This is a genomic window from Nakamurella sp. (genome assembly GCF_044224575.1).
GTDB lineage: Bacteria > Actinomycetota > Actinomycetes > Mycobacteriales > Nakamurellaceae > Nakamurella.
The window spans coordinates 69,414-86,735 of sequence record NZ_JBGAKE010000025.1 but is presented as its reverse complement, the minus strand read 5'-3'; the positions used below and the strand labels follow the sequence as shown (position 1 = coordinate 86,735).

Here is a 17,322-nt window from a genome sequence, read left to right as displayed (position 1 = left end):
AGCGTCTGCGTGGAATGCAAACGCCGCGGCACCGTCTGCGTCGCGGTCGCCAACGGGACACCGTGCCTCGGACCGGTCACCCAGGCGGGTTGCGGCGCGCTGTGCCCGGCGTTCACCCGCGGCTGCTACGGCTGTTTCGGTCCTCAGGACACCCCCAATACCTCAGCGCTGGCCGACCGGCTGCTCACCCTGGGCATGCGCCGGGACGAGGTCATGCGCATCTACCGCACCTTCAACGCCGCGGCGGAGCCCTTCCGCCGCGAATCGGAGCGGCACGAGAACGGCACGCCGGGCGAGGCATTCGGGACGGGACCGTCATGAGTCACCAGTTGAAATCCGGTGGGCAGGTCATGCACGTGGGCACCCTGGCCCGGGTGGAGGGTGAGGGGGCTCTGCACATCGAGTACTCGGGCGGTCAGGTGAGCACCGTGCAGCTGCGGATCTACGAGCCGCCCCGGTTCTACGAGGCGTTCCTGCGCGGCCGGGCGTGGACGGAACCGCCGGACATCACGGCGCGGATCTGTGGGATCTGCCCGGTCGCCTATCAGATGAGCTCCTGCGGCGCGATCGAGGATGCCTGCGGGGTAGAGGTTTCCGAGGACATCCGGCAGCTGAGGCGGCTGCTGTACTGCGGGGAGTGGATCGAGAGCCATGCCCTGCACATCTTCCTGCTGCATGCCCCGGATTTCCTGGGCTACGACGGGGCGATCGAGATGGCCGCCGACCATCCCACGGTGGTCGAGCGCGGCCTGCGGCTGAAGAAGGCCGGCAACGACCTGATGGATCTGGTCGGGGGGCGGTCGGTGCACCCGATCAACGTCCGGGTCGGCGGCTTCTACAAGATGCCGACGGCGGCCGAGCTGCGCGCGATCCGTCCGACGCTCGACCGGGCCCGCGACGAGGCAATCGAAACCGTCCGTTTGGTCGCCGGTTTCGACTTCCCGGAGCTGGAGCAGCCGTACGAGTACCTCGCGCTGCGGCCGGCCGTCGGCTACCCGATCGAATCCGGGGACGTCGTGACCACGGCCGGGCAGGCCTTCGCCGTGCGGGACTTCCCCGACCACATCCGGGAACAGCACGTCGAGTGGTCGAACGCGCTGCACGCCACGCTCGACGGCCGCTCACCCTACGTGGTCGGACCCCTGGCCCGGTACACGCTCAACTTCGACCGGCTGTCCCCGCTGGCACAGGACATCGCCCGGGAGGCCGGACTGGGACCGGTGTGCCGCAACCCGTTCCGGTCGATCATCGTGCGTGCCGTCGAGCTGGTGTACGCCTACGACGAGGCGATCCGGATCATCGACGGCTGGCAGGACGGTGGGCAACCGGCGGTGCCGGTGCCACCCCGCGCCGGCTCGGGGTTCGGCGCGAGTGAAGCCCCGCGGGGAGTGCTGTTCCACCGGTACGTCCTGGACGCCGACGGCATCATCACCGACGCCCAGATCGTTCCCCCGACATCGCAGAACCAGGGCAGCATCGAGGCCGACCTGCGCACGATGGTCCAGGCCTGGGCCGACCTGGACGACCACGCCCTGACTCACCGGTGCGAGCAGGCAATCCGCAACTACGACCCCTGCATCTCCTGCGCGACGCACTTCCTGGACCTGACGGTGAGCCGGTCATGAGACCCGTTCCAGTAGAGGGCGGTCGGGTGGCCGTGGTGGGCCTGGGCAACCCGGACCGCGGGGACGACGCGGTGGGCCCGGCGGTGGCCGGCCGGGTGGCCGCGCTACGGCTGCCCGGACTCGAAGTGGTGCAGCGGGAGGATCCGACCTCCCTCATCCACTGGTGGGGCGAGAAGGACCTGGTGGTCGTGGTGGACGCCGTGCGCTCGAACCGTGCCCCGGGCACCGTGCGCATCACCGAGGCCGGTGTCGGCCGCGCCCCGTTGACGAACGACGCCTGGGCCGGCACCGGACGCGGCGGCACCCACGCCTTCGGACTGGCCGCGGCGGTGGAGCTGTCCCGGGCGCTGGGCCGACTTCCGCGACGTCTGGTCCTGGTGGGGGTCGAGGCCGAGGGGCTGGACCAAGGGGCGCTGTCCCCCGCGGTGCGGGGCTCGATGGACCGGGCGGTCGGCGCGGTGTGCCGGATCGTCACCCACATCGGCGCCCCGGCAAGCAGTTCGGACCGTCGAGCCGGCCCGCCCCCGGGCGCCGTCCGGGAGGTCGAATCCTGATGTGCGTGGGCGAGATCGGTCAGGTCATCGACGTGCTGCCGGGCCAAGCACTGGCGTCCTGCGGCGGGCGGGCCCGCCCGGTCAGTCTCCTGACGCTGCCAGATACCGTGCGTCCCGGGGACTGGATCCTCCTGCACTCCGGGTTCGCCCTGGCCCGGCTGACGCCCGACGAGGCCCGGGACGCCATCGCGTTGCGCAACCCACCGACGATGCCGGAGGCAGGCTGATGACCACGAACCTGATGACCACCACCCGACGCCGGGGGCTGCTGCTCGCGCTGCTGACCGCCGTCATCAGCGGTGTGGCGATCTTCCTGAACGCCTACGGCGTCCGGGCCGTCGGCAACGCGACCGTCTACACCACCGCGAAGAACGTGGTCGCGGCCCTGGTGCTGATCGCCGTGACGACGGCCGGCCGGGGCCGCGGCCTGGCCGTCACTCGCCCCCGCGGCCCGGTCCAGTGGTGGGGGCTGGTCGCGGTCGGGGTGATCGGCGGCAGCGTGCCGTTCGTCCTGTTCTTCGAAGGACTGGCGCGCGCGTCGTCCACCCAGGCCGCGTTCCTCAACAAGACCCTGGTGCTCTGGGTGGCGCTGCTGGCCGTCGTCGTGCTCAAGGAGCGGCTGCTGCCCTGGCACTGGGTCGCGATCGGGCTGCTGCTCGTCGGGCAGGCGGGCCTGTCCGGCGGGGTGGGCCCGACACTGGGATCGGGTGAGTTGCTGATCCTCGCCGCCACCCTGCTCTGGGCGATCGAGGTCGTCATCGCCAAACGGTTGCTCGGCGGGCTCTCGTCCTGGACGGTGGGGCTGGCCCGGATGGGCTTCGGCTCCGCCGCGTTGGTCGGTTGGCTGCTGGTCACCGGTTCCGGCGGCGCGCTGCTGACACTGGACGCCGCCCAATGGGGGTGGGTGCTGCTCACCGGGCTGGTCCTCGCCGGCTATGTCGCCACCTGGTTCGCGGCGCTGGCCCGGGCCCAGGCCGTCGACGTCACTGCCGTGCTGGTGCTGGCCGCGTTGATCACCGCCGGGCTGAACGCCGTCGTGAACGGGACCCCACTGGCCCCACAACTGGGCTGGCTGCTGGTCCTGCTGGCCGGCGGAACCCTGATCGGGGCACTGGCCTGGCGGCGGGCGCCACGCGAACAACCGGCGGCGACGTAGGCGATGTCGATGCCTGCCGCGATCGGGACACCAGGCGGCGCGGTGCTGTTCGGGCGCTACGCCTATCCCCCGAACGAGCTCGGGTACTGCGGGCCCGACGCCGACCGCCAGCTGCTGGAGCAGGTGGCCGCGCACGCCGATGACGGCGACCTGCGCCGGTTGGTACGGGGTTTCGACGGCGCCTGGCCGTACCTGGAGCTGATCGCGGCGAGCGCCGGCATCGCCGATCCCTTGGATACCCTTGTGGTGCAGGCCTATTGGGTGGGTAATGAGCTGCTGGACCGGGTCGGACCGGTGGCGTTGGGCCGATCCCTGGACGACCGGTTCCGTGGCCGGGTCGGCCGCCCCGTGTTCGACCGGCTGGTCGGTCCGGTGGGTGGTGCAGGCCTATTGGGTGGGTAATGAGCTGCTGGACCGGGTCGGACCGGTGGCGTTGGGCCGATCCCTGGACGACCGGTTCCGTGGCCGGGTCGGCCGCCCCGTGTTCGACCGGCTGGTCGGTCCGGTACCGGCCGGAGCGTTGCCGCACCACAGCTTTCACGTGTTCGGTGTGTATCCCTGGGTCGGGCTGCTGCGTGGCGGCCGGGTCGCCGAGCCGCTGCGGGTGCTCGACCGGTGCCGGATCCGCTGGGGCCGCGTCATCGCGATCACCGGTGACGGCCGGGCCCGAGTCCGGTCCCGGCCGCTCGTCTGGGACGGCCGGCGGCTCGAGCTGGGCGCCCCCCAGGAGGAGTCGGCGCGGTTGCAGCTGGACGGGCTCGGACTCAGCTCGCGGCTGCGCCCCGGCGATTGGTGCGCGCTGCACTGGGACTGGGTGTGCGACCGGCTCGGACGGCACCAGGTTGCCGCGCTCCGCCGCTATACCCTCCGCCAGCTCGGCGTCGTCAACGCGCAGGCATTCCCGGCGCCGGCCGCGGTGTTGGCATGACGACCACCGGCGGGACGCCCACCGGGCAGCACCTGGACGCTGCGCATCACCGCCCGAACAGCCGCGACAGGGTGACGAGGCTACGTCCCGTGATCCTGCAATTCTCGGGTGATGCGGTCCGCGACAGCCGTCAGTGTGTCCCGGCCGGGTCGGTCGAGATCGGACTGGTCGAGTCGAGATCGGATGAATTCGAGGAGCTCGGTGAGGACTCCTCGGCGCGTGTCCAGGCCGACGGTGTGCCGGTTCAGGTACGCGAGCAGTCCACCGGCGAAGTAGTCGAACAGGTGCTCGGCGCCCAGCAGGTCGGCCAAGCCGGCCGTCGTCAATCGTTCGCGGACGGCGGGATTGATGCCGGCGAGCCAGAGTTGGGCGCCGACGCGGTCAACGCGCTCGTGCAGCTCGGTCAATGCATCGATGGTGGGCACGTCAAGGTCGGGGGTGAGCCGCAGGTCGACCAGCACGACGTCGGGTGTGGGGTCTTCGTCGGTCACCGCCGCCCAGACGGCGTTGCGGACCTCCGCAGCGTTGACGAAGAACATCATCTGCTCGGGCCGTGCGGTGAGCAGCCCCGGTGACGGCGTTGCCGTGTGGGTCTGGGTGTGCGGCTCTTTCGCTGTCCGGCCGGTCAGTTCCAGCCGCGCCTCGGTCCATCGACGGTAGGCAGCCGATCGCGCGGTTCGTAGGGGCGAAAGGCCCAGCAGCCAAAGCCGCACCGATACTCGGATCCAGGGCACACTGGCGCCGGGCCCGGGCGCACCCGGGCCGCGGCGGGGAGTTCCGATGGGCACGACATCTCTGGCCGACATGTCCGATCCCGCAACCTACATCGGCTGGGGGTGGCTGTCCGTGTCGGTCCCCAACCTGATCGTCATCCTGGTCAGGTCTTCGGTCGATTCCCCGATGGATCCCGCTCCACCGGCTAGTCTGGCGCGACTTCTGCCGTGCACGGGCCAAGTCCTGACCGGTAGCCGGCCGTCTGACGGGCAGCAGCTGCGTTCGGTCAGATTCATCGAGTGCCCTCCGTGATACGTCCAGGTTGACGTGGCGGCCGACGGGTCGGCACTTCGCCACCTCGCCCGGCTGCGGCCCGCTGACCGCAGCGGCTCAGCGGTAGTCGTCCGACCAGGTGCCGTAGGCGCCGGTGTTGGCGCGGCGCATGGCGCTGACGTAGCTGCTGCGTTCGGATCCGGTGTGGTCCGCGTCGGCGGGTGCGGCCAGCAGCCCGCGAATCTCCCGGAGGGTGTCGATTCCTCGGTGTCGCATCCAGTCGGCCAGTCCGTCGAGCAGTGCCGCGGCATGGTCCGGGCCATGCCGGAGCAGCGCCGACGTGGTCATCACCACGTCCGCCCCCGCCAGCAGATAGGCCACGACGTCGTCACCGTGCTCCACGCCGGTGGTCGCGGCCAGCGACGCCTCGACCCGGCCGTGCAGCAAGGAGATCCAGGTCCGGGCGAGCCTGCCTTCCGACGGGTCCGACAGGCGCACCGCCGGGACCACCCGGAGTGTTCCCGGGTCGATGTCGGGTTGCAGGAACCGGTTGAAGAGCACCAGACCGTCGGCGCCCGCCCGGTCGAGCCGCACCGCCATCTCACCCATGGCGCTGAAGTACGGACTCAGCTTGACCGCCACCGGTACCGTCACCGATCTCTTCACCGAGTCCAGCACATCGAGGTGCCGCTGCTCGACCTCACGCCCGGTGATGTGCGGATCTCCCGGCAGATAGTAGATATTCAGCTCGATGGCGGCGGCGCCGGCGTCCTGCATCGCCGTCGCATAGCGGGACCAGCCGCCCGGCGTGGCCCCGTTGAGGCTGCCGATCACCGGGATGTCGAGGGCATTCGCCGACCGCTCCACCAGGCTCAGGTACTGCCGCGGGCCCGGGTCGGACTCGGCGGGGTCGACATCGCCCGGGAAGTACGACAGGGCCTCGCCGAAGCTCTCCGCGCCGGCCTGGGCGAGCCGGCTGTCGCGTTCGACGTCGCGCCGGAGCTGTTCCTCGAACAACGAGTACAGCACGACCGCGCCGACGCCACCGTCGGCCATCCGCCGGACCCCATCGACGGTCCGCGACATCGGTGACGGCGAGGCGACCAACGGATTGCGCAGCGTCAGGCCCAGGTAGGGCGTGGACAGGTCCATCTCACGGCTCCCGGCGGGGATCGGTCGGGAATCGGTGTGCGCCACGAGTGGCCATCTCCTCGTAGACCTCCCAACGCTGGGCGACCGACTGCTGCGCCAGGCGCAGGAGCCGCTCGGCCTCCGCCGGATCGGTGTTCACCAGGGAGCGGTATCGAAGTTCCCGGTAGGCGTACTCGGTCAGGTCGATCCGCGGCCGCGGCGAGTCGAGCAGGAACGGGTTGGCGCCGGCCGCGCGGGCGACCGGGTCGTACCGCAGCAAGGGCCAGTAGCCGCTGGCCACCGCACGGTGTTGCTGGTCAAGGCCGTTGCGCAGGTCGATGCCGTGCGCGATGCAATGGCTGTACGCGATGATCAGCGACGGGCCGTCGTAGGCCTCGGCCTCCCGGAACGACTCCAGTGTCTGCTGCGGGTCGGCGCCCATCGCGACGCGCGCCACGTACACATTGCCGTAGGAGATCGCCTGCAGCGCCAGATCCTTCTTGGCCACCTGCTTCCCGGAGGCGGCGAACTTGGCGACCGCACCCAACGGGGTCGACTTGGACATCTGACCACCGGTGTTGGAATAGACCTCGGTGTCCAGGACCAGCACGTTCACGTTCCGCCCGCTGGCCAGCACGTGATCCACCCCGCCGGAACCGATGTCGTAGGCCCATCCGTCGCCCCCGACAATCCACACGCTGCGCCGGACGAGGTGGTCCAGCACGCTGCTCAGGTCATCCACGGCCGGTCCCTGCAGACCGGCCAGCCGCCGCCGGAGCTCGGCCACCCGTTCACGCTGGGCCCGCAGCTCGGATTCGGTCACCTGCGATGCCTCCAGGACCGCATCCACCAGTGGTGCACCGACCACATCCCGGAGTTCGCCCAGCCGCCGGCGGGCCAGATCCGTGTGTCCGTCGGCGGTCAGCCGGAAACCCAGCCCGAATTCGGCGTTGTCCTCGAACAGCGAGTTCGACCACGCCGGCCCGCGGCCCGCGTCGTTCGTCGCCCATGGGGTGGTGGGCAGGTTGCCGCCGTAGATGGACGAGCATCCGGTGGCGTTCGCCACCATCAACCGGTCACCGAACAGCTGCGAGAGCAGCTTCAGGTAAGGCGTCTCCCCGCACCCCGAGCAGGCCCCCGAGAATTCGAACAACGGCTGCAGGAACTGCGTCCCGCGGACCGTCCCGAAATCGACCCGGGACCGGTCACTGATCGGCAGGGTCTGGAAGAAGTCGATGTTGGCCCGCTCGGCCGCCACCCGTGGCTCGCGCGGACCGAGATTGATCGCCCTGCTCGCCGGGTCGTCCGGGGCCACCACCGGGCACGCCTCGACGCACAGCCCGCACCCGGTGCAGTCCTCCACGAACACCTGCAGCGAATAGCGGGTGTCCGGCAGCCCCACCGCATTCAACGGCGCCGATGCGAAGGTCTCCGGCGCACCGTCCAGTGAGTCCTGGCCGAAGAACTTCGATCGGATCACGCTGTGCGGGCAGACGAAGCTGCAATTCCCGCACTGGATACACGAATCCGGGTCCCACACCGCGACCAGCTCCGAGATATTCCGCTTCTCGTAGGCGGCGGTGCCGGTCGGGTAGGTGCCGTCGACCGGGAGCGCACTGACCGGCAGCAGATCACCGCGGCCGGCCATCATCTCGGCGGTGACGGTGCGCACGAATTCGGGGGCGTCGGCGGGCACCGGCGGTGCCGGCACTCGGGTGGCGCTGACCAGCTCCGGGATCGTGATCCGGACGAGACCCTCGACCGAGCGGTCCACCGCGGCATGGTTCTTCGCGACGACCTCGGGCCCACGCCGGCCGTAACTCTTGGCGATGGCCGCCTTGATCCTGGCGATCGACTCCTGGGGTGGCAGCACGCCCGAGATCGCGAAGAAGCAGGTCTGCAGCACGATGTTGATCCGGCCGGCCATGCCGACCTCGCGGGCAATGCGCCCGGCATCGACCACGAAGACGCTGATGCGCTTGTCCAGGATCTGCTGCTGGACCGGCCGGGGCAGCGCATCCCACAGGGTTTCCGGAGGATGGCGGAAATTCACCAGGAGCGTGGCGCCGGGCGCGGCCCGGCCCAGCACGTCCGCCTGTTCCAGCAGGCTGAACTGGTGGCAGCCGACGAAGCTCGCGCTGGTGACCAGGTAGGAGGCTCTGATCGGTCGCGGCCCGAAACGCAGGTGGGACACCGTCTGCGAACCGGACTTCTTCGAGTCGTAGACGAAATAGCCTTGCGCAAAGATGTTCTCCTGGTCGCCCAGGATCTTGATGGTGTTCTTGTTGGCACCGACGGTGCCGTCCGACCCGAGACCGTAGAACACTGCCCGTACGCTGTCCGCCGGCTCGATGTCCAGCGTCGGGTCGTAGGTGATGCTGGTGCCCGAGACGTCGTCGTTGATCCCGACGGTGAACCGGTGACGTGGGCGCTCGCGGGCCAGCTCCGCGAACACGCCGGCAACCATTCCGGGGGTGAACTCCTTGGACGACAAGCCGTACCTGGCGCCGGACACCCACGGCAGGACGGCCAGCGTGCCGTCGGCGTAGGCGTCGTTCACCGCGGCCACGACGTCGAGGAACAGCGGTTCCCCGACGGAGCCCGGTTCCTTCGTACGATCCAGCACCGCGATTCTGGTGGCGGTGGGCGGCAGTGCGTCCAGCATCGCCTGCGCCGGGAACGGCCGGTAGAGGCGGACCTGTACCACCCCGACCCGCTCCCCCCGGTCGACCAGCGTGGTCACCGTGTCCTGCGCCGTCTGCGCAGCCGAACCCATCAGCACCACGACCCGCTCTGCCTCGGGATGCCCGTGGTACTCGACGATGCCCATCGGCCGGCCGGTGCGCTCGGCCAATCGATCCATCAGCTCCTGCACCACGGCCGGGGTGCGGGCGTAGAACGGGTTGACCGTTTCCCGCGCCTGGAAGTAGGTGTCCGGGTTCTGCGCGGTGCCGCGGATGAACGGTCGCTCCGGCGACATTGCCCGGTCCCGGTGCGCTCGCACCAGTTCCTCCGGGACCATCGCCCGCAGGTCGTTGTCGTCGAGCAACTCGATCGTGTTCAATTCGTGCGACGTGCGAAAGCCGTCGAAGAAGTGCACGAAGGGCACCCGGGTGCGCAGCGTGGCGGCCTGCGCGATCAGCGAGAGATCGTGGCATTCCTGGACCGACCCGGCGGACAGCAGAGCCCAGCCGGTCTGGCGCACCGCCATCACGTCCTGGTGGTCACCGAAGATCGACAGCCCCTGACCCGCCAACGACCGGGCCGCCACGTGCATCACCGCCGAGGTCAGCTCACCGGCGATCTTGTACATGTTGGGGATCATCAACAGCAGCCCCTGCGACGCGGTGAACGTGGTCGCCAGCGAACCGCCCTGCAGCGCACCGTGCAACGCGCCCGCTGCGCCGGCCTCGCTCTGCATCTCGACCACCATGGGCACCGTGCCCCACACGTTCGGCTTCCCCTTGCTGGCCCATTCGTCGGCCAACTCGGCCATCGGGGACGCCGGGGTGATCGGGTAGATGCAGCACACCTCATTCAGCCGGTACGCAACCGACACCGCCGCCTCGTTGCCGTCGATGGTGGAGCGCGTCATGACTGAATCTCCCGCACCATGTCGATGGCGTGCACCGGGCACTGCTCATAGCACGCGCCGCACCCCGTGCAGGTGCCGTAGTCGAACCGGTAGCCGTTGCCCGGACCCAGCTTGATCACCGAATCCTCCGGGCAGGCCCCCAGGCACCCGTCACACTCGAAGCAATTCCCGCAGGACAAGCACCGCCGGGCCTCGTACAACGCGCCGTCGACGGTCAACCCGCGGACCACCTCCGCGAACCCGGTGATGCTCTCCTCCGGCGGCAATTCCGGCTGCTGCCGCCGGGCGGCATCCCCGAAATACCACAGGTGCAGTTTCTCGAACGTTGCCGTCGGGTGCTTGGGCCGGCTGGCGGCCGGCATCGACCGCAACCAGGCGTCGATGTGCCTGGCGGCCTTCTTCCCGTGCCCGACCCCGACCGTCACCGTGCGCTCGCTGGGCACCATGTCGCCGCCGGCGAACACCCCGGGGCAACCGGTCATCAACGAGGAATTCACCTTCACGGTGCCGTCCGGCTCGAAGTCGACGCCCGGCAGGGTGTGCAGGAAATCCGTCTCGGCCACCTGACCGACCGCCATGATCACGGTGTCCGCGGCCAATGACTCGAACCGCCCGGTCGGCTGCGGGAACCCGTTCGCGTCCAGCTCCATCACCTCGATCTGCAGTTCCTCGCCCTCGAAGGCGGTGATCGTCCGCAACCAGTTGACCCGCACGCCCTCCCGCTCGGCGTCCTGCGCCTCCTCCTCGTGCGCCGGCATCTGCCCGCGGGTGCGCCGGTACACGATCACCGATTCCTCCGCGCCCAACCGGCGGGCGACCCGAGCGGCGTCGAACGCGGTGTTCCCACCGCCGTAGACGGCGACCTTCCGGCCGATCACCGGGCGGTCACCGGACGCCACGCTCCGCAGGAACTGCACCGCGTCGATGATCGGCGCGGCGTCCTTCGCCGGAATGTCCACCCGCTTGGCCAGGTGGGCGCCGATGGCGACGAAAGCCGCGTCGAAGCCGCCCTGCTGCCGCTCCGCCGCCAGGTCCTCGACCCGGTGGTCGCAGATGATCCGCACGCCCATGGCGGTGATCCGGCCGATTTCGGCGTCCAGTACGTCGCGGGGCAGCCGGTAGGACGGGATGCCGTAGCGCATCATGCCGCCCGGCTGGGGACCCGCATCGCGGATCTCCACGTCGTGGCCGAGCCGTCGCAGATGGTAGGCGGCCGAGAGGCCACTGGGTCCCGAACCGATGATGAGGACGCGGTGGCCGGTGCTGGTGGCCGGCGGGCCGAATTGCCAGCCCTGCTCGATGCCGGCGTCGCCGAGGAACCGTTCCACCGAATGGATCGACACCGCACTGTCCAGATTTGCTCGGTTGCAAACACTTTCGCACGGGTGGTAGCACACCCGGCCATGGATCGCCGGAAACGGGTTGTTGGCGGTCAGCTCACGCCATGCCTGCTCCGGGTGACCCGCGGTGGTGTGCGCCAGCCACGCCTGGATGTTCTCGCCCGCCGGGCACCCCACGTTGCACGGCGGCAGCAGGTCAACATAGACCGGTCTGCGCTCGCGAACCGGGCCGGAACGCGGGACACCGTGCAACAGATCGGGGAGCGCGGTGACGTCCTTCGAGCGATCGACAGCCCGGCGACCGGCCGCATCTGCGGGTCCGTTGTCCATGAATCCTCCTGGTTGAACCCCCGATATCGCCACTGCCATCGGGGAGGCGGGCCGGGAATCCCCGTCGTCGACGTCCGAACTATCCGGCGAAGAGCGACACGGTGTTCATGACGAGCATCCAAAGCCCGAAAACGAGGCCGAGGACCATGGGTAGCAGTGCGGCACGATTCCCCTCCGCCCGCGCCTTGTTGCCGTACCAGACGGCTGCGGCGCAGGGGACCAGGAAGAGGACGATCGCGGGGACGGCAGCGACCAGCGCGACCCACCACGGTTCAGACGCGACCTCCGGCTGGTAGCCGAGTAGTGCGTACAGACCCTCCCCGACGACGAAGGCCAGGACGAATCCCACCGGTATCAATGCCACGGCGATCCACGCCCGCGCGAGGTTCGTGCTCCGCCCCCCACTGCCGTGGGCCCCCCGCGGTGGAATGTGCTTGGCGGTTGTCATGGCGCACCTTCCTCTTTGCGTCATCAGCATGGTCCTCGTCGTCGTCGAGCAGGTAGGGGCCTTCGGCCCGATCCGGGTCGCCGGGTCGGGGCATCGGCCCCGAAGGAAGGCACGCCGCGAGGCGCCCAGCGCTTTCCGAGCGGTCGCAGCGGCACAGCACAGCCCGTCGATCGGCATCTCGATCGACGGGACCGGCGCACCCGCATGAGGCCTGGAGCAGCCGGGGTCGTGCGCCTACGCTGCCGGGGTGTTACACGGTCGGGAACGGGAACAGAAACGCCTCATCGGGCTGCTGGACGACGCCCGCGACTCGCGGGGCGGTTCGCTGGTGGTCCGCGGGCAGCCGGGTGTCGGGAAGTCGGCGCTGCTGGCCGACCTGGTGCAGCGCGCCGGATCTGAGGTCGAGCCGGGCATTCAGGTGCTGCGGACCCGGGGCATCGAGTCGGAGTCGCCGTTGCCGTTCGCCGCCCTGCAACGATTGCTGCGCCCGGTGATGCGGCATGTCGAACACCTCCCGGCGCGGCAGGCGGCCGCGCTGCGCGCGGCGTTCGGCGAGACCGACGCCGCGGCGGGTGATCGGTTCCTGATCTTCCTGGCCACCCTGAGCCTGCTGGCGGAGGCGGCCGAGGAGTCGACGGTGCTGTGCGTCGTCGATGACGCACATTGGTTGGACGAGGTATCCACCGCCGCCTTGCTGTTCGTCGCTCGCAGACTCGGACCGGAACGGGTTGCGCTGCTGTTCGCTGCCCGCGACGGTGATGTCCGCCGCTTCGACAGCGGCGAATTGCCCGAGCTGGTGGTGGGCGGGATCGACGCGGCCGCCGCGGCAGCGCTGCTCACCGAGCGGGGCGGTGTGCCGGTCGCCGACGACGTCCGGGACCGGCTGATGAAGCAGACCGGGGGCAACCCGCTTGCCCTGGTCGAGTTGCCCGGATCTCTGACGCCGGACCAGCTGGCCGGTCGGGAACCACTGTCCTCGGACCTGCCGCTGACCCAGGGGGTACAGCGGGTTTTCCTGGACCGCAGCCGCCGGCTGTCCCCCGCCGCGCAGACCCTGCTGTGTATCGCCGCCGCCGACGACTCGACCAGGCTGAGCGTGGTCCGGCAGGCCGCCGAACTGCTCGGCGTGGGCCCGGCCGCGCTGACCGAGGCGGAGGAATCGGGGTTGCTGACCGTTGCCGGCACCACCATCGGTTTCCGGCACCCGCTCGTTCGTTCGGCCGTCTATCAGGGCGCCGCAACGCATGTGCGCCAGCAGGCCCACGGGGCGCTCGCCCGGGTGATGACCGGCGGTCAGGACGCGGACCGGCGGGCCTGGCACCTCGCCGCGGCGGTCGACGAACCCGACGACGAGGTCGTCGCCGCACTGCAGGACGCCGCCCGGCGCGCGGCGGCCCGGGGTGGCTTCGAGGCCGCGAGTGCGGCATTCGAACGGGCCGCGGAACTAGCGGCCGACGAGCAGGCTCGCAGCACAGCGCTTCTTGCGGCAGCCACGAACTCTTACCTGGCGGCGCAGTTGCCGCGGGCGATGCGCCTGGCCACCACGGCCCGGGCCGATGTCACCGACCCCGTCGTGCGAGCTGATCTGGACCGGCTCCGCGGACGAATCGAATTCGTTGCCGGATCGGTGCCGGTGGGGGTGGGGATCTGGAACCAGGCCGCCCGGGACGTGGTGGCCACCGATCCGCAACGGGCCCGGGAGATCGGCATGATCGCCGCCGCCGGGTCCACCTTCCTGGCCGAACCGGACCGCACCGATCTCGACCCCGCCGAGCTCCTCGCGCCCACGACCCAGGACACGTCCACCCGCACACGGTGTTTCACGCATCTGTTGACCGGGTTCCACCAGCTGAACAACGACGGCCTGGCCGCCGCGGCCGATTCCTTGCGGCAGGCGGTCACCCTCGGACAGGACCTGTCCGAAACGGACCTGTTGACCAACCTCGGGATCGCGACGTTCCACCTCGGCGACGACGACGGCTTCCGCCGCCTGTTCAGCCGCATGCTGACCCAGGCCCGCAACGACGGGGCCATCGGCCTGGTCCTGTTCGCGCTGCCAAGGCTCGCCCTGGCCGACCTCTCGGGCGGGAACTGGACCGGAGCGGTGGCCCATGCCACCGAAGCGGTGGAGCTGGCCACCAGCACCGGTCAACCCGGCCTGGCCGCGATGCCGCTGGCGCAACTGGCACTGGTGGCGGCCTGGCGCGGCGACCAGGGGTATAACGGCTTGCTCGCCGAACTGGATCGGGTCACCGCCGGGCCGCCGGCCGGCATTCTGGGGGTGTTGATGCAGGACACCCGGCGGTGGGCGCAGGGCTGCCACGCGGCGCTCACCGGGGAACCCGCGGCCGCCATGCACCACCTCCAGCAGATGACCCAGCCCACGTTGAGCCGGCTGGCCGCCTATGACCGGTTGGACGTCGCGACCCGAACCGGTCATCTCGACACCGCCAGGAGGTGCCTGACCGAGCTGGCAGAGTTCGCCGACGTGGCCCGCACCCCGCACGCCCGACGGGCCGTCGCCTACGGGGCGGCATTGCTCGCCGCCCAGGGGGATTCACCCGCGGCGGCCGAAGAATACTTCTCCGCTGCGGTTGGCACCGAGCCCGGCCAGGACCGGCCCTTCGAGCGGGCCCGCACCCACCTCGCCTATGGGGAGTTCCTGCGCCGGTCCCGTCGCCGGGTCGATGCCCGAGAGCAGTTGCGGACCGCCCTGCAATCATTTCAGGACCTCGGCGCCCACCCGTGGGTGCACCGCGCCGAACTGGAACTCCGGGCGTCCGGCGAGACCGCCCGGAAACGGGACACGTCGGCCGGCGTCGCGCTCACAGCGCAGGAACGACAGATCGCTTCCTCAGTCGCACAGGGGCTTTCCAACCGCGAGGTCGCCGCCCAGCTCTTCCTCAGCCCCCGAACCATCGACTTCCACCTTCGCAACGTTTTCGCCAAGACGGGTATCACCTCGCGCAGCGAACTGGCGCGGATCAACGTGGACTGATGCTCGACGGCGCCCGACGACACCGTCGCCGTCGAACGGCCAGCGCCGATGGCGGCACCGAAGCAGAGATACCGGCGGTTTCACCGGCGCGATCACAACCCACCGGCCCGAACACTGATGAGACACACCGCACCACGAAGCTCCAGCCATTACCGGACGGCGGCCGATGCCCGGTTGCCGTGGAAGTCCAGGTCCCGCACCGCACCATCACGACGACGGCCGACGCCCGGCTGCCGATGGCGGCGGAGGGATCACGTGTTCGCCCGGAGAGCTCCGGTCGGTCGGTGAACCCTGCCAACGGTGCCCCCCGCACCGTGTCGACCCTGATGAGGGAGCGGTCATGATGTCCGGCACCCCGCGGGTGTTCGTCGGCGCCACCGCGTTCCTGATCGCGGGCATGACCTCTCCCACCGACCTGCGGGCAGTGACTGCAGTGATCAACGGCTTTCCCGGGGTACAGGTGGTGGCCGCCGATCAGCTCACCGGTCTGGTGACGGTGACCACCGAACAACCGGTGAACCGCACGGATGTGACGGCGGCGATCGTCCAGGCCGGTTACACCGTGCTGGCGTAGCACTCGCCGCTTCCGGCGCGGGGCGACCCAGGTGCCCAGCTCGCCGGGCCGGCAGAAACTCACCGCGGTCCGGGACCCGCTGCGCCACTGAGCCCGGCGATGTCGCCGGCGCGATCGGAACCCGCGCCGGCCAAGGCTGAATCATCCGCTTCCAGGTCAGGAGACCCGTGATGTCACCGCACCGCATCAGCATCCACGACACCGCCGCACGGCCACCGGTGCCGACCACCCGCCAGAACGGTCCCCGGTCCGAGCGGGCCACCACACCCCCCACGACGAGCGGCCCGACGGACCCGGCACACGCCCGGCACGCCCGCCGGCCGATGCGGGTGGTCGTCGCCCTGAGTCTGTTCGTCGGGCTCGCGGCCGCCGCGGTCGGTGTGGTCGGGTCGGCGGGCGGGACCGAACCGGTCGTCGACGGGGTGGTGCTCCTCGGTTTCAGCGCAGGATGGGCACTCTTGCTGGTGCTGTCGGTCTTCTTCACCGACCACCCGCAGCGGTGGGCCGCCGTTCCCGCGGCGGCGCTGGGGCTGAGCGGCGCCGCCCTCCTCCTGTTCACCCCGAGCAGCGCCACCCTGGACGCCCTGGGCTGGGTGTGGCCGGCCGCCCTGGTGGGCCTGCTGGGCTGGATCACCATCCGGATCCGGCGGGAACTGCCGCACCGCGGCGGCCGATGGATGCTCTACCCGGTCATCGCGGTCACCGCCCTGGCCGCGGTCGGCGGCGGCTTCCACACCGTCCGGCAGTCCGTCGACCAGGCATCCGCACAGTCACGGCCCGGGCAACTCATCGACGTGGGCGATCACGGGCTGTTCCTGTCTTGTACCGGATCCGGTGAACCCACCGTCATTCTCGAGCCCGGTCTGGGGGGAACCTCCGCCGCCTGGGGATGGATCGCCCCGACCGTCGCGGCCCACACCCGGGTCTGCGCCTACGACCGTGCCGGGCGCGGCCGCAGCGAGCCCTCCCCGGAACCGCAGAACGGTGACCGGATCGCCACCGACCTGCACATCCTGCTGGAGCGCGCAGGGGTCACCGGCCCGCTGGTCATGGTCGGTCACTCCCTCGGCGGCCTCTACGTGCTCGACTATGCCGCCCGGCACCCCCAGCAGGTGGCCGGACTGGTGCTGGTGGACGCCACCCCATCCACCGCGTTCACCTCACTACCGGACTACCCGGCCATCTTCGACATGTTGACGACCATGACCGGGTGGCTCCCCGGCCTGGCCCGGCTCGGCGTCACCCAGCTGGTCAACGGGGTGAGCGATGCCGAGCTGCCCGCCCCGGCCCGGGACCAGGTACGCGCCGACTCCTCCACGGCCGGGCAGGCCCGCAGCGAACGCGACGAGCTCACCATAGTCCCGACGATGATGGCCCGGGCCGGCGCCGTCACCGACCTGGGCGACCTGCCGCTGTCGGTGCTCACCGCGTCGGTGGACACCCAAACCGGTTGGCTGGCCGCGCAAATGGGCCTCGCCGCGCTGTCCGACAACAGCGTCCACCAGGTGGTCGCCGGTGCCGACCACCAATCCCTGCTCGACAACCAGTCCGACGCGGCCATGGTGAGTCAGGCAATCGCCAAGGTTGTCGACGCTGCCCGCACCGGCACGCCGTTGGGCTGAACAGTCCCCGCGAGCGCCGGCCACGTCCTGACGA

Annotated in this window: 14 protein-coding genes and 1 pseudogene; 10 read left to right on the top strand and 5 right to left on the bottom strand. The window is 70.4% G+C overall.

The annotated features are described in order from the left end of the window. The 7 genes and pseudogenes from ACILSK_RS21745 to ACILSK_RS21715 form a co-directional block, all read left to right on the top strand. Positions 1-321, top strand: a pseudogene (locus tag ACILSK_RS21745) (oxidoreductase); the annotation flags it as partial. Next, the gene (locus tag ACILSK_RS21740) at positions 318-1,625 is read left to right on the top strand and encodes a Ni/Fe hydrogenase subunit alpha (RefSeq protein ID WP_395729277.1); all 1,308 of its coding nucleotides are present in this window, start codon (positions 318-320) and stop codon (positions 1,623-1,625) included. The pseudogene ACILSK_RS21745 and the gene ACILSK_RS21740, both read left to right, overlap by 4 nt. Further along, positions 1,622-2,179: a hydrogenase maturation protease gene (locus tag ACILSK_RS21735; RefSeq protein ID WP_395729276.1), complete on the top strand. Its 558-nt coding sequence runs from the start codon at positions 1,622-1,624 to the stop codon at positions 2,177-2,179. Before ACILSK_RS21740 ends, ACILSK_RS21735 begins: the two co-directional genes overlap by 4 nt. A gap of 5 nt (positions 2,180-2,184) precedes the next feature. After that, on the top strand, positions 2,185-2,406 hold the full coding sequence (locus ACILSK_RS21730) for a HypC/HybG/HupF family hydrogenase formation chaperone (RefSeq protein ID WP_395729275.1): 222 nt from the start codon (positions 2,185-2,187) through the stop codon (positions 2,404-2,406). Then, positions 2,406-3,335, top strand: coding sequence for a DMT family transporter (locus ACILSK_RS21725; protein WP_395729274.1), 930 nt, complete (start codon positions 2,406-2,408; stop codon positions 3,333-3,335). Before ACILSK_RS21730 ends, ACILSK_RS21725 begins: the two co-directional genes overlap by 1 nt. Before the next feature lie 9 nt (positions 3,336-3,344). Beyond that, positions 3,345-3,737 carry a DUF6390 family protein gene (locus tag ACILSK_RS21720; RefSeq protein ID WP_395729273.1) on the top strand — a complete coding sequence of 131 codons (393 nt, stop codon included), beginning with the start codon at positions 3,345-3,347 and terminating at the stop codon, positions 3,735-3,737. Next, complete coding sequence (locus tag ACILSK_RS21715; RefSeq protein WP_395729272.1) at positions 3,712-4,263, top strand: DUF6390 family protein; 552 nt, start codon at positions 3,712-3,714, stop codon at positions 4,261-4,263. Before ACILSK_RS21720 ends, ACILSK_RS21715 begins: the two co-directional genes overlap by 26 nt. An 80-nt stretch (positions 4,264-4,343) precedes the next feature. Here the strand turns inward: ACILSK_RS21715 and ACILSK_RS21710 are convergent, their stop codons facing one another. The 5 genes from ACILSK_RS21710 to ACILSK_RS21690 all read right to left on the bottom strand — a co-directional run bounded on the left by ACILSK_RS21710 (position 4,344) and on the right by ACILSK_RS21690 (position 12,010). Then, positions 4,344-4,976 (bottom strand): sodium-independent anion transporter, encoded by a 633-nt coding sequence (locus ACILSK_RS21710; RefSeq protein WP_395729271.1) that lies wholly within the window; start codon positions 4,974-4,976, stop codon positions 4,344-4,346. Between the two features lie 391 nt (positions 4,977-5,367). Next, a complete protein-coding gene (locus ACILSK_RS21705) occupies positions 5,368-6,402 on the bottom strand; it encodes a dihydroorotate dehydrogenase-like protein (RefSeq protein WP_395729270.1) in 1,035 nt (344 codons plus the stop codon). A 1-nt stretch (position 6,403) separates the two neighbouring features. Next, entirely contained in the window at positions 6,404-9,976 is a 3,573-nt protein-coding gene (gene nifJ / locus ACILSK_RS21700) for a pyruvate:ferredoxin (flavodoxin) oxidoreductase (protein ID WP_395729269.1), read from the bottom strand. Beyond that, positions 9,973-11,646, bottom strand: a complete 1,674-nt coding sequence (locus ACILSK_RS21695; RefSeq protein WP_395729268.1) for an NAD(P)-binding protein — start codon at positions 11,644-11,646, stop codon at positions 9,973-9,975. Before ACILSK_RS21695 ends, nifJ begins: the two co-directional genes overlap by 4 nt. A 79-nt stretch (positions 11,647-11,725) precedes the next feature. Continuing rightward, positions 11,726-12,010: a hypothetical protein gene (locus ACILSK_RS21690; protein ID WP_395729267.1), complete on the bottom strand. Its 285-nt coding sequence runs from the start codon at positions 12,008-12,010 to the stop codon at positions 11,726-11,728. 331 nt (positions 12,011-12,341) lie between these two features. Here ACILSK_RS21690 and ACILSK_RS21685 point away from each other — a divergent pair, with 331 nt between their 5' ends. The 3 genes from ACILSK_RS21685 to ACILSK_RS21675 all read left to right on the top strand — a co-directional run bounded on the left by ACILSK_RS21685 (position 12,342) and on the right by ACILSK_RS21675 (position 17,288). Beyond that, positions 12,342-15,092 (top strand): AAA family ATPase, encoded by a 2,751-nt coding sequence (locus ACILSK_RS21685; RefSeq protein ID WP_395729266.1) that lies wholly within the window; start codon positions 12,342-12,344, stop codon positions 15,090-15,092. Between the two features lie 340 nt (positions 15,093-15,432). Then, positions 15,433-15,666, top strand: a complete 234-nt coding sequence (locus tag ACILSK_RS21680) for a heavy-metal-associated domain-containing protein (RefSeq protein WP_395729265.1) — start codon at positions 15,433-15,435, stop codon at positions 15,664-15,666. A gap of 170 nt (positions 15,667-15,836) precedes the next feature. Next, complete coding sequence (locus ACILSK_RS21675; protein ID WP_395729264.1) at positions 15,837-17,288, top strand: alpha/beta fold hydrolase; 1,452 nt, start codon at positions 15,837-15,839, stop codon at positions 17,286-17,288. Positions 17,289-17,322: the final 34 nt, after the last annotated feature.

What these genes read in the sequence shown, in the direction of transcription:
- ACILSK_RS21735 (WP_395729276.1), top strand. Translation starts at nt 1,622, where the DNA reads ATGAGACCCGTTCCAGTAGAGGGCGGTCGGGTGGCCGTGGTGGGCCTG.
- ACILSK_RS21725 (WP_395729274.1), top strand. Translation starts at nt 2,406, where the DNA reads ATGACCACGAACCTGATGACCACCACCCGACGCCGGGGGCTGCTGCTC.
- nifJ (WP_395729269.1), bottom strand. Translation starts at nt 9,976, where the DNA reads ATGACGCGCTCCACCATCGACGGCAACGAGGCGGCGGTGTCGGTTGCG.
- ACILSK_RS21675 (WP_395729264.1), top strand. Translation starts at nt 15,837, where the DNA reads ATGTCACCGCACCGCATCAGCATCCACGACACCGCCGCACGGCCACCG.
- ACILSK_RS21695 (WP_395729268.1), bottom strand. Translation starts at nt 11,646, where the DNA reads ATGGACAACGGACCCGCAGATGCGGCCGGTCGCCGGGCTGTCGATCGC.
- ACILSK_RS21705 (WP_395729270.1), bottom strand. Translation starts at nt 6,402, where the DNA reads ATGGACCTGTCCACGCCCTACCTGGGCCTGACGCTGCGCAATCCGTTG.
- ACILSK_RS21720 (WP_395729273.1), top strand. Translation starts at nt 3,345, where the DNA reads ATGCCTGCCGCGATCGGGACACCAGGCGGCGCGGTGCTGTTCGGGCGC.
- ACILSK_RS21680 (WP_395729265.1), top strand. Translation starts at nt 15,433, where the DNA reads ATGATGTCCGGCACCCCGCGGGTGTTCGTCGGCGCCACCGCGTTCCTG.
- ACILSK_RS21740 (WP_395729277.1), top strand. Translation starts at nt 318, where the DNA reads ATGAGTCACCAGTTGAAATCCGGTGGGCAGGTCATGCACGTGGGCACC.